Annotated in this window: 8 protein-coding genes; 2 read left to right on the forward strand and 6 right to left on the reverse strand. The window is 62.4% G+C overall.

Features of this window, described 5'->3' with window-relative positions:
- Window positions 1–176: 176 nt before the first annotated feature.
- The 6 genes from KHP07_RS10115 to aspA all read right to left on the reverse strand — a co-directional run bounded on the left by KHP07_RS10115 (window position 177) and on the right by aspA (window position 10,588).
- Window positions 177–1,169, reverse strand: coding sequence for an AraC family transcriptional regulator (locus KHP07_RS10115; RefSeq protein ID WP_078050783.1), 993 nt, complete (start codon window positions 1,167–1,169; stop codon window positions 177–179).
- A 72-nt stretch (window positions 1,170–1,241) separates the two neighbouring features.
- The gene (locus tag KHP07_RS10120) at window positions 1,242–1,424 is read right to left on the reverse strand and encodes a hypothetical protein (RefSeq protein WP_214497143.1); all 183 of its coding nucleotides are present in this window, start codon (window positions 1,422–1,424) and stop codon (window positions 1,242–1,244) included.
- Between the two features lie 129 nt (window positions 1,425–1,553).
- The gene (locus tag KHP07_RS10125) at window positions 1,554–6,152 is read right to left on the reverse strand and encodes a coiled-coil domain-containing protein (RefSeq protein ID WP_214497144.1); all 4,599 of its coding nucleotides are present in this window, start codon (window positions 6,150–6,152) and stop codon (window positions 1,554–1,556) included.
- A gap of 106 nt (window positions 6,153–6,258) precedes the next feature.
- Window positions 6,259–7,236 (reverse strand): asparaginase, encoded by a 978-nt coding sequence (locus KHP07_RS10130; RefSeq protein ID WP_214497145.1) that lies wholly within the window; start codon window positions 7,234–7,236, stop codon window positions 6,259–6,261.
- Window positions 7,237–7,319: 83 nt separating this feature from the next.
- Window positions 7,320–8,771, reverse strand: a complete 1,452-nt coding sequence (locus KHP07_RS10135; RefSeq protein WP_078050779.1) for an alanine/glycine:cation symporter family protein — start codon at window positions 8,769–8,771, stop codon at window positions 7,320–7,322.
- A gap of 392 nt (window positions 8,772–9,163) precedes the next feature.
- Window positions 9,164–10,588: an aspartate ammonia-lyase gene (gene aspA / locus KHP07_RS10140; protein ID WP_017135792.1), complete on the reverse strand. Its 1,425-nt coding sequence runs from the start codon at window positions 10,586–10,588 to the stop codon at window positions 9,164–9,166.
- 182 nt (window positions 10,589–10,770) lie between these two features.
- On the opposite strand from aspA, the gene KHP07_RS10145 reads away from it, so the two are divergent.
- Together KHP07_RS10145 and purE are read left to right on the forward strand one after the other, a co-directional pair.
- A complete protein-coding gene (locus tag KHP07_RS10145) occupies window positions 10,771–11,682 on the forward strand; it encodes a LysR substrate-binding domain-containing protein (protein ID WP_078050778.1) in 912 nt (303 codons plus the stop codon).
- 256 nt (window positions 11,683–11,938) lie between these two features.
- Window positions 11,939–12,430 carry a 5-(carboxyamino)imidazole ribonucleotide mutase gene (gene purE, locus KHP07_RS10150; protein WP_003176980.1) on the forward strand — a complete coding sequence of 164 codons (492 nt, stop codon included), beginning with the start codon at window positions 11,939–11,941 and terminating at the stop codon, window positions 12,428–12,430.
- Window positions 12,431–12,435: the final 5 nt, after the last annotated feature.

Raw genomic sequence — 12,435 nt, forward strand, 5'->3', positions numbered from 1 at the left:
CAGGCTCTTTGTTGTGCCTTGCAGTGTTGCGGGGTGCGCCCTTCAAGAGAACGGCGGGAGCGGCCAAAAGGGGATAGATATGGCCAAAGGCTGTGACCGCAATTCGCCCCCTCAAGGCGCGCGAAGGCATCAGCGTGGTGCAGCCCTGTTCCAACGGCGCTTTATCACCAAGGTACTCAGGCGCGAAACCGCTTCGGCGCCACCCCGCTCCAGCGCACGAACGCGTGGCGAAAACTCGCGGTTTCGCTGAATCCCAGCCGTTCGGCGATGCGATAAATCGGCAACTGGTCTTCCGCCAGCCACTGCTTGGCCTGCTCGAAGCGTAGCTCGTCGAGCATTTGCTGGTAGCTGCAACCCAGTGCCTGCAGGTGCCGACGTAGGGTGCGGGGCGAGCAGTTCATCTGTGCGGCCAGGCCGTCGAGGCCTGGCGCGGCGTGCAGTTGTTCGGCCAACAACTGGCGTACGCGGCTGAGCCAGGCTTGGCGCCCGGTGAACTCGGAGTTCTGTTTGCGGCAGCGTTCGGCCATGGCGCGGTGGGTGATGGGGTCGGCCAGGAGGAGCGGCTGCTGCAGCCACTCCAGGTCGAAGGCAAACCCGTTGAAGACGGCCTCGAATTGCACCGGGCAGTCAAAACGCTCGGCATAGCGGGCGTGATAATCCGGCGCCGCGTAGTCAAAGCGTGCCTCACGCAAAGGCAAGGCGCGGCCGAGCAGGTCATCGCAGATGACTTTCATCGACACCAGGCAAAACTCCACATTGAACGCCGCCAGCGCCGGGTTTTCCCGATAGTCGCCGGCAGTCAGCCAGACCTGCTGGCCGTCCTCCACCAGCTTGAGCTCAAAAAGTGTTCCCAACAGCGCCGGGTAGCGCAACGCCAGGCGCAAAGCGTCACCTAAGGTGGCACTGGTGAGCAGCGCATAACCGAGCAATCCGTAGCAAGACACGTGCATGCGCTGGCCCAGGTCCAGGCCGATATCCTCGCGCAAGGCCACGGCGTTGGCGCATACGCGCATTTCCTGGCAGGTGGTGATGCGCGTGTCGGCGTGGCGTAGATCGGCCAGGCCAATGCCGCTGCCGGCCAACAAGACATCGTTCGCCAGGCCCTGGTCCTGGAAGGTCGCCAGCACCAGTGACACGGCATTGAGGGTGGTCAGGTGTGAATGCAGCATAAGCACGTCGCCAGAGTGTGGGACTGGACGAGCAAGTTGCATGCCGTTCACAGGGTACCGACTGCTGCAAAATCAACCGGCGAAGGTGACGACCGTCGCCAGGTCCGGGTCGATCTCCAGTGTGGGGTATTGCTCCCTGAGCGCCTTGCGCAGCGTGCTGGCCGCGACTTCCTGCAGGGTGGGCCCGGTGGTGAGCTGAGTGAGCAGTTCAGACGCGCTGGTGGGACGAGAATCAGTGGGCACGTTGTTTGACATTGGCAATTCCTTGGCAAGTGTCTGGCCTTTGAAGAGCAGGCATCGAAAGCGTCAAGGTAGTCAGCGTGGTGTTGGCGGGGACGGTAGATAGATAGCGGGCCGGCGGTCCGCTCAACCGCCGGCAGGTGCTCAGGTGAAAAACAGTAGCCGAGCCGACTCCTGGCTGACCTCGCTGCGGTAGTAGGCGATTTTCTGCGTGTCGCTCAAGCCTTTGGGCGTATCAGCTGCGGCGCCCAGGGCATGCTCCGCCACGGTTTTGAGGCGACCATACTGGTAGGCCCGGGGGTGGGTCCAAGTGGCGCTGTAGTGAAAGTGGGCGTACCAGAGCACCTCATGCGTCTCGCTCTGGCTGATGGTGTATTCATCGAGGTACGCCGGCATGGCGCTTTTGAGGCGGCGCCGTGAGACGGTTTTCTTAATCTTGACCGCGTTGTGTTTTTTCAGCCAATCGAGCGCCTGTACGGTGGGTGGGCGTTGTTTGAGCATGAGCAACACTTGGTTGTTGCTACGCTGGTAAAGGTCTGTCACGGCGTCACCGAGGGCTTTATTGACCTTGCTGGCCGAAAAAGGATGGCTTTCGGTTTCGTTGCTCTGAGTGAGGCCCTCCTCGATCTTTGCGCCAATCACTTCCAGCTGGGCAATGTGCTGGTGAAACAAGTATTCGATGCCGATCGGGGTTCGCTCCACCTGGCTGGCCAGTTTGGTCATGCGTTCGAGAAAGGTGGGCAACCCATCGAGCAGCACCTGGCCCTGATTGACGCTGGCCTGCATATCCACTGGCGTCGGTGTGGGCGTGGACGTCGGCGTTCGCAGCCTTTCCACCCAGATTCCCGGTGATTTTTCGTGATAAGTGGCGACGATCTTGTGGGTCAAGGGCGAGCGGATATCCACCAGCCCGGTGTCGTCGCCTGTGGCAGATAGGCGCGGCTCGCCAATGAGCATGCCGTTGTAGCGGGTCCTGATGAATTTTTTTTGCGGCTTGGGCGGCGTGGGTGGCGGAGAGGGACGCGAGCGCACCCTATCCCGCTCCGCGCTGAGCAACCCAAGGTTGCTCAAGGCCCGTGTGCCGAACTCGGCAAGGTGGCGGCGCAAGGCCTGGATTTGGTCGGTGATGACATGCTCGGAGAAGTCATCGGGGAAGTCCTGCAGGCGCTCATCGAGAATCTGGAACTGTTCGATCAGGCTACTCAGGGTATCGATGCGTTCGTCGAGGCGCAGTCCACCGCTTTCATTCAGGGTATCGCGCAGGCACTGGATGGACACGTCGGCGGTGTCGACCAGTTGATCGATGCCGGCCCAGGCTGCGGGTTCCGTGGTCTGGGTGGTTTCCGTCAGACAGAGGTTGCGCGCCAGGGTTACTTGCAGGGCCTTGAGATCGTCGCGTTGATAGGCTGGCAGCGAGCCTTTGGTCGTGCTGATCAGGCGTGTGCCGTCCTTGGACAATTTGTGCAGCTCACCGAAGCGGGTGTGCATATATTCCAGGCGTTGGATCATGTCGCGGTTTAACGCGCTCATCTGCCGGGCGTCTTCGATGTTGCGCTCATGGGCAGAGGCGGCCTGTTGTTCGATTTGCACCAGCACCGTGCGCAGTTTCGGCGTGAACCGGGTCAAGGCTTCGCGGATCCCCGCACTGGTCAGTTCGACTTGAGCCTTGAGGTAACTGAGGGCCTTTTGCGGGTAGTCCGGCAGTGGCGCATGCACGTTCAATTCCTTGAGCTGTTGCAACGCGGTCTCGTATTGGTCGCGATGTGCCTCCAACGCCTGCAGGTAGGCCGTCCGGTTAGCATCCAGCGAGCTGGAAGGGCCGGTATCCATGGCCTCTCGGGCAAGGCGCAGGCTGGTCTGGCCGGTTTTTTTGGCTTCTTCGAATTCGCTCAACTGCTTGCGTAATTGTTCCGCGCGTTTCTTGGCCAGGCCTTCGGCCCTGCGGATCAGGTGTTTCGGCCCGCCACCGCGCAGACGCAGGCGGGTATCGACAAACCACTCGCCGCGACGGTTGCTGATCAGCAGGGGGCCAATACGATCAGGCAGAGTGGGGTCGACAATCATCACAGTACCGTCTTCATCTACCCGCACCTTGAACCAGCGTGGCCCGACCGGTGCGTAGTAGTGCTCGCCCTGCGGGTAAAGATGCAGGTGCAGGCCCTCGGTGCTGATGGCGTCGCCCAGGTCGGCGGGCTTGGCCACTTTGAACCGGTCGAGCACCGTGCCCAGGCGGGGTGCTGTGCGATTGATCGCGCCACTGGCGTACAAAGGGCTGGCGGCGCTTGCCGGCAATTCGTCGGTGGTGAGGTCGGTGAGTTTCTCGACCGTCAGGGCGACAGGCGCGGAGGGCTTAACGGAGGGAAGCTGGGGCTTGAGACGGGCGCCTTGTAGAGCCTGGCGCTGCGCCGCGCTGCGGGTCACTGCGTGAAGTGCGACCGCCATACCCAGGTTGAGCAGCAGGTCGGCGATTGCGGTGCCGGGAGACTGTTGCTCGGGATGCTCGACTGATTCGACCACCTGCTGCAATTGATCCATGACTTGCCATATCCAGGCGGCAGTGGAGAGGCCACGACCGAGAAAGGGCAGCGCTGCGTTGAGGATGAGCCAGCCAGCGTGCTTGAACGTGGCCCAGCGGGCTTCGGCATTCGAGACCGATTGTCGATCCGCCAACGTCACCAGCGCCGTAGCGTTGGCCTTGAACAGCGTGGCAAAAATGTCGTCATTCACCACCTGCTCGCCCAACGCGATAGGGCCGCTCATGACCCACAGTTTGTCCGGGTCGACCAGGAACTCGGCAACCGTCCAGGGCGAGGGCAGTGCGCCGGGGAACACGTACTGGTTGTAGTCGTTGCGCACGGTGTCGGGAAGCCAGGCCAGCACCGAGTCGCGCAGGCTGGCGGATTGTGCGATGGCGTAGAGCAGGTTGGTGGGCGTGGGGTATTGGGTCAATGGCTGGTCGAGCAGCGGGCGATAGAGCAGGCACGGTCCGGCGTGCCGATCCTGGGGGCCGATGACGAACATATTGTCTACCGGGTCCTGGGTCGCCTCGGTGCGGCGCTTGGGAACGAATGCCAGTTGGCGCAGGACAATCGGTTGGCCTTCCACTTGGCGCTTGCTGCTGTCGGTTTCCATCAGCGCCGATAGGTAGCGATAACCGCGCTCGTCAATCCCGGCCTCGCGGCGGATCTTGCATTGCAGGGCCAGCAACGGCAACTGAACCCGAAGGTGGGCAGTGTAGAGCTGCTGGCGGCGCGTCGACTCCTCAGCGTCGTCCAGCAAGGTGCGCTTGATCAGCGCCGGGTAGGTGCTGCCGATATTGACGCGCGTGATCAGGCTTTCGAGGTAGGTGACAGTCAACCAGGCGGGCAGCGCGCGACCGTTCTTTTCGCGCAGGGTCTTGGTGCCCAGAGGCAGCGCGATCAGGTTCTGAAGGGCCAGGTCAGCGAGGTCGAAGACGCTGGTTTCGACTTGGCCCGGGACGGTGAAGGTACCCCAGACCACCAGGCTCTGGACCACGATCTCCAGCTTGTCCAGCATCAGGTTGGCGGCGTCGGGATGGGCCTTGAGCATTTCAGCTTTCAAGGCGTCGAGGGCGTACTGGCGAATGGGCGCGATACCGTCTTGGTACAACTTACCGGCATTCTGGTTGTGCAGGGCCGCCAGGTCCTTCAAGTGGCGTGAGTAAGCATTCAGGTCCGAGGTGGAGGCCTGGCTTAGCCAATCAGGGAGTTGCTGCTCGAACCATTCGAGGTTGGCGTCTGTCTCCTGGCCGTCGCTGGGTGGGGCGGCCAGGGCGGCATGGTCATTGCTGACGGTCACGCCGTTGGAAAAGTCGATACTGCCGATGGCCTTGATCTGCAGGGCAATCAGGGCACAGGCCAACTGGTCGAAGAAATTGCCCTCAGGCTCCAGCAACCGCCATTGGATTTTCTTGCCGTGCATCGGGCTGCCCAGCTTCGCTGGCAAGGCCTGGCCCAACTGCTCGAGGGAGGCGTATTTATCGTACATCGGTGGCAGCGAATGGGTCAGGATGACATCGCGTCCGGCCTCCTTGCCAATCAATACGGCGACCAGGTCCCCGTCGTAATGGCTGAGGCTGCCGTCGTCCTGCACCCAGTCGATGTCGACCACGCAGGCGCGCAGGCCGGGGCGACTGGCCGGGTCCGGGGCGTGGAACAGCTGGCGCGCCAGGCGGCAATCCTCTGCGCTCCAGCCGGGCACCTGCTGCACATTCCAGAATTCGCGCAACACGCTCGACAGCTTGTGCCAGTGGGGACCGTTACCTGCGGCACTGGACTGGTTCCAGAACACCAGCTGTTGTGCCTGGTAACCCCGCAGCATCACCGGCGCCAGGAGATTGAGCATGTACGCGATGTCGCCGATACGCACGGGCAAGTGGGCGGGGGACACGGTGAGCGGCTGTTGGGTCAGGAAATGCTCGCCTTCAATAAACAGGCAGGGTTCTTTCGTGATGGCCTGCCGGGCCAGGATGCCGGTCAGGGAGTGGTAGCGGGGCTCGGCGGCGAGCACCTGGTCCTCGACAACCTGCCAGACCGGGTAGACCACCATAGCGGTGTCGGGGTCGATATCCAGGTTGGGGTAGCGTTCGCGCAGCTGCTGGCGCAACAACACGGTGGCGACTTCGCGAAAGTCAGGGCCGATGGCCAGTTGCGTGAGCAGGGCGACAGTAGGGTTGGGGCTGTAGCCGTTTTGCGGTGTTGGGATTGTAGGGGGGGTGGTCATACAGAGTCCTGGCGAGCATTAGGATGGAAACGCCCCGAGGCAAAGCCTCGGGGGGGTCCATGCTAGAAAGCGCTCAGCCAGGCAGGCGGTGCTTATGTCTCGGCGTTCAATCCAGCTCGCCGCACAAGTTGGCCTCGAGCAATGGCCCGATACGCTCGAAGGGCAGACCCGCACCGATCAAGGCCTGGAGTTTGCCGAACGCGGTTTCCCGGGTCATCCCGCCGCCCGACACCACACCTGCTTCGCGCAGGCGGCTGCCGGCTTCATAGACATCCAGCTCCACCCCGCCCTCATGGCATTGAGTGATGGCGACGACCACAATGCCGTGATCCCGTGCTTTGCGCAGGCTGGCGAGGAATTCGGGGTTGTCGCTGGGGCCGGTGCCGCTGCCGTAGCATTCCAGCACCAGCGCCTGAATGCCGCTGCCGATCAGGCTGTCCAACTGTGCCGCGCCGATACCCGGTACCAAGGGCAATACGCCGACTGTCGCCAGGGCCTTGGGTTGGCGGTAATCCAGCGCGGCCGGCAGGGATTCGGCACGCGCCACATCGCCCTGACGCTGCAAGGCGGCGAACGGATTGCGGCCGAAGCTGCGGATCTTCGCGCAGCGGGTCGGCGCCATCAGCACGCCGTGGAAGAACAGGTGCACGCCTGGCGCCAAGCCTTCCCCCAAGGCTGCCAGCGCGCCACTGACGTTTTCCCAGGCATCGCTATCGGGTACGCCGGCAGGCAGCATGGAGCCGGTGAACACCACCGGCGCCGGCAGGCCCAGCAATTGAAAGCTCATGGCGGCGGCGCTGTACGCCAGGGTGTCGGTACCGTGCAGAACGAGTACGGCGTCGCAGCCCTCATCAATGGCCTCGACCACGGCAGTGCGCAGCTGCTGCCAGTAGGCGGGAGTCATGTTGGCGCTGTCGATCAGCGGCGACATTTCGCGAAAGCGCCAGGCGGGCACAGGCTGGCTGGCCAGTTGCTCGCGCATGCGCGCTTCGAAACCGGATGCGGGTGCCAGGCCATTGGCGCTGGCCTGCATGCCGATGGTGCCGCCGGTGTAGAGCACCATCACGTTGTTAGCTGGTTGCATAAAATCTCCTGAACGAAAAACGCCGCCGGGCCCAGAGCATGCCCAAGGCCGGGCGGCGTGTCATCTCTCTAGGCTGACTGGGCTTAGCGTTGCGCTTGGGCGTTCAGTTCTGCCGATGCTTGAGCCGTTGGCTCAGGCTTCACCGGGTTCGCCGGCCAGGCCTTGCGATCCAGGTCCAGGTCAGGGAACTGACTGGAGTCGAATACCGGGGTCTTGATACCCGCTGCGCGCTGGTTGTCGTAGTCGTTCAGGATGCGCATGGCGATCTTGAACAGGAACGCCAGGGCGAACAGGTTGACGAACGCCAGCATGGTCATGGTGATGTCGGCGAAGGCGAACACGGTGCTCAGGTTCTCGATGGAACCCCAGAAAATCAGCACCAGCACCAGTGCGCGGTAGCCCATCAGCACTTTGCGGTTGTTGCCCACCAGGAAGCGCAGGTTGCTCTCGCCCAGGTAGTAGTTGTACATGATCGAGGTGAACACGAACAACGCCAGGGCCACCGAGATGAACATGCGGCCCCAGTCGCCGACCACCGCCGCCAGGGAGTTCTGGGTCAGGGCGATGCCGTCGCCTTCGAAGCCTGGGGTGTAGAAGCCGGATAGCAGGATCAGCAACGCGGTGCAGGTGCAGATCACGAAGGTGTCGAGGAACACGCTGAACGCCTGCACCACGCCCTGGGCGATCGGGTGTTCTACCGAAGCCACCGCCGCCACGTTAGGCGCACTGCCCAAACCCGCTTCGTTGGCGAACACGCCGCGCTTCACACCCATGATGATTGCGCTGCCTACCAGGCCGCCGAAGGCTTGGTCGAGGCCAAAAGCGCTCTTGACGATGGTCGCGAGCATGGCCGGTACGTGGTCGAATTGCAGCACGATCACGTACAGGGTCACGGCGATGTAGACCAGGGTCTTGACCGGTACCAGCAAGTCGGCGATCGAGGCGATGCGCTTGATCCCGCCGATGAATACCAGGCCCAGCAGTACCGCCAGGGCCAGGCCGGTGTAGGTGGTGTCCAGGCCGAAGGCGTTGTTCAGCGAGTGCGTCACAGCGTGGGCTTGCAGGCCGTTGAAGGCGAAGCCGAAGGTCACCAGCAGCAGGAACGCCATGACCATACCCAGCCAGCGCTTCTGCAGGCCGTGCTGGATGTAGTAGGCCGGGCCGCCACGGTAAGTGCCTTCCGCGTCGGTGCGCTTGTACAGCTGGCCGAGGGAGCATTCGATAAAGCTTGAGGACATGCCCACCAGCGCAGTGACCCACATCCAGAACACGGCACCGGGGCCGCCCAGGGTCACGGCGATACCGACACCGGCGATGTTGCCGGCACCGACGCGGCCGGCCAGGCTGAGCATCAGCGCCTGGAACGAACTGAGTTGGCCGGAACTGCTCTTCAGGCTGTCTTTGAACACCGAGAACATGTGGAAAAAGTGGCGCAACTGAACGAAACGCGAGCGAATCGTGAAATAACCGCCGAGCCCGACAATGAGCACGATCAGTACTTTCCCTGAGAGGAAGTCGTTGATGACTTCGAGCATGGAGTGTTCCTCGCTGATTTTTCTAATGGCAAACGCAGGACGGTCCGACACGTCGTATGGCACCAGGCAGTGCACGACGCTTCGACCCCAATCCTTTTGCGGGTGTTGTTATTCATGCGGTTTCGCGCTGTCCAGGATCTCGTTACCGACGATCTCTGACGCGAAGAGGGGCGGCACTATACCTAGGAGCGCGTGATCCGTCTGCACAGGCCGATTAAAGGTTTCAGCACGCTGGCGTCGGGCAAGGAGGGTTTGCGGGGCGATATTGGATTTTTTATGGGCGTCATTTCACAACCTTGAGGCAAAAAAAAGGGCCTGAAGAACGAGCCTTCAGGCCCTCAAAAGGTGAGAGGTGTCTAGTCCCTCAGCCTGGTGAGCGGTGCAACAAACGCTTAGGCCTTCAACGGGACCAAGCGTGGGGCAATCATGTTCTCGGGGCGCAGGATGTCGTCGAGCATGGCGTCGTCGAGCAAGCCTTCTTCGCGCACCAGTTCCAGCACGCCGCGGCCGCTTTCGAGGGCGATACGCGCGATGCGGGTGGCGTTTTCATAGCCGATGTAGGGGTTCAGCGCGGTGACCAGGCCGATGGAGTGTTCCACCAGTTCGCGGCAGCGCGCTTCGTTGGCGGTGATGCCGACGATGCAGTGCTCGCGCAGCATGTCCATGGCGCGTTGCAGCAAGCGGATCGAGTCGAAGATCTTGAAAGCGATCAGTGGCTCCATCACGTTCAACTGCAGTTGGCCGCCTTCGGCTGCCATGGTCAGGGCCAGGTCGTTACCGATGACCTGGAACGCCACTTGGTTCACGGCTTCCGGGATCACCGGGTTGACCTTGCCGGGCATGATCGAGCTGCCTGGCTGGCGGGCCGGCAGGTTGATCTCGTTGATGCCGGTACGCGGGCCGCTGGACAGCAGGCGCAGGTCGTTGCAGATCTTCGACAGCTTCACGGCGGTGCGCTTGAGCATGCCGGAGAACAGGACGAAGGCGCCCATGTCGGAAGTGGCTTCGATCAGGTCGGCCGCAGGGACGAGTGGCTGGCCGCTGATCAGGGCCAAGCGCTGTACGGCGAGGGCCTGGTAACGCGGATCGGCGTTGATGCCGGTACCGATGGCGGTGCCGCCCAGGTTCACTTCGGTCAGCAGCTCTGGCGCCAGGGTTTTCAGGCGGGCCAGGTCTTCACCGAGGGTGGTGGCGAAGGCGCGGAATTCCTGGCCGAGGGTCATCGGCACAGCGTCTTGCAGTTGGGTGCGGCCCATTTTCAGCACGTGGCCGAACTCGACGCCCTTGGCGGCGAACGCCTGGATCAGGCTGTCGAGGCTGGCCAGCAGCGCGTCATGGCCCAGCAGCAGACCCAGGCGGATCGCGGTTGGGTAGGCGTCGTTGGTCGACTGCGCCATGTTCACGTCGTTGTTGGGGTGCAGGTACTGGTATTCGCCCTTGTTGTGGCCCATGGCCTCCAACGCGATGTTGGCGATGACTTCGTTGGCATTCATGTTGGTTGAAGTGCCAGCGCCGCCTTGAATCATGTCCACCACGAACTCTTCGTGGAAATCGCCGCGGATCAGACGGGCACAGGCTTCGCTGATGGCAGCGTGCTTGGCTTCGCTGAGCTGGCCCAGCTCGCGGTTGGCGTCAGCCGCCGCTTGCTTGACCATTGCCAGGCCGACCACCAATTTCGGGTAATGCGAAATCGGTACGCCCGAGAGGCGGAAGTTATTCACCGCTCGCAGGGTCTGGATGCCGTAATACGCTTGGGCGGGTACTTCGAGTACGCCAAGCAGGTCTTTTTCTGTGCGGAAAGATGCAGCGGAGGACATGACGGAAATCATCTCGATATGGACCCGGAACTGGCCGGAACGCTGCGAATGCTAGGCTTGTAGAACTTTTTGGGCCAATGCTGTTAAACACTGGCCTATGCACAAACGGCATAATGTCGGTGTGACCCGGTTATCATGGCGGGCGTGTGTGCCAAAATGGTGCGTACCCACGGGAGGCAGCAATGAACCTTGAAAGCAAATGGCTGGAAGACTTCAGCGCCCTGGCGGCAACCCGCAGCTTTTCCCAGGCGGCAGAGCGGCGCTTTGTCACCCAGCCGGCGTTCAGCCGCCGTATCCGCAGCCTGGAAGCCGCGTTGGGCCTGACCCTGGTCAACCGTTCGCGCACACCGGTTGAGCTGACGGCAGCGGGGCAGTTGTTCCTGGTGACTGCGCGTACGGTGGTCGAACAGCTCGGTGAAGTGCTGCGCCATTTGCATCACCTGGAAGGCGGGCAGGGCGAGGTCATGCAAGTGGCGGCGGCCCACTCCCTGGCCCTGGGCTTCTTCCCGCGTTGGATCGCGCAATTGCGCAACGAAGGCTTGAACATTGCCACGCGGCTGGTAGCGACCAACGTCGGCGACGCGGTGCACGCGCTGCGCGAAGGGGGGTGCGACCTCATGCTGGCGTTCTACGACCCGGACGCCGCGATGCAGATGGACGCGGAAATCTTCCCATCGCTGCACCTGGGCAACACCGAAATGCTCCCGGTGTGCGCGGCTGATGCTGACGGCAAGCCGCTGTTCGACCTGGAAGGCGAAGGCAGCGTGCCGTTGCTGGCCTACAGCGCCGGTGCGTTTCTGGGGCGTTCGGTGCATTTGCTGCTGCGCCAGCGTGCGTTGCGCTTCACCACCGTGTACGAAACCGCCATGGCCGACAGCCTCAAGAGTATGGCCTTGGAAGGCCTGGGCATTGCTTGGGTGCCGCAACTGAGCGTGCGGGCGGAATTGGCCCGCGGCGAGTTGGTGGTGTGTGGCGGGCCGCAGTGGCATGTGCCGCTGGAGATTCGCCTGTACCGCTGTGCGTTGGTGCGCAAGGCGAATGTGCGGTTGTTGTGGCGCAAGTTGGAAGGTGGGGCCGCTGCCGAACGCGCCTGACTGTAGGAGCCGGCAAGCCGGCTCCTACAAGGAATGGGGGGGGCTTTCACTGACCTGAAAGTCAATAAAACCGCCGCTTTGCGTCACTGGACAGATGGTCATTCAAGGGGCTGTTTATCTGCATTATTACGGTATACTGCGCGGCCTTCGGCCGGTCCAACCGGCCTTAATTCGTACACCAAGCCACGCCGGATTTCCCGCGTGGCTTGTTGTTTTTTGACGCGCCTGCGGGCGCCCAGAGAGAAGAGGCACGACGATGAGTGCATTGGTTGGCGTGATCATGGGCTCCAAGTCCGATTGGTCCACCCTTAGCCACACCGCCGATATGCTGGAAAAACTCGGCATTCCCTACGAAGTGAAAGTGGTCTCCGCCCACCGCACTCCGGATTTGCTGTTCCAGTATGCCGATGAAGCAGAATCCCGTGGCATCGAGGTGATCATCGCCGGTGCCGGCGGTGCAGCGCACCTGCCAGGCATGTGCGCGGCCAAGACCCACCTGCCCGTGCTCGGTGTGCCGGTGCAGTCGGCGATGCTCTCGGGCGTGGACTCGCTGTTGTCCATCGTGCAGATGCCGGCCGGTATCCCGGTGGCCACCCTGGCGATCGGCAAAGCGGGCGCGATCAACGCTGCGTTGCTGTCCGCCAGCATCCTGGGCGCCAAGCACCCGCAGTTCCATGCGGTGCTGAAAAAATTCCGTGCTGAGCAGACAGACAGCGTGCTGGACAATCCAGACCCACGCATCGCCTGAGGTTG

The sequence above is a fragment of the Pseudomonas sp. VS40 genome (assembly GCF_018587885.1).
Classification (GTDB): domain Bacteria; phylum Pseudomonadota; class Gammaproteobacteria; order Pseudomonadales; family Pseudomonadaceae; genus Aquipseudomonas; species Aquipseudomonas pergaminensis.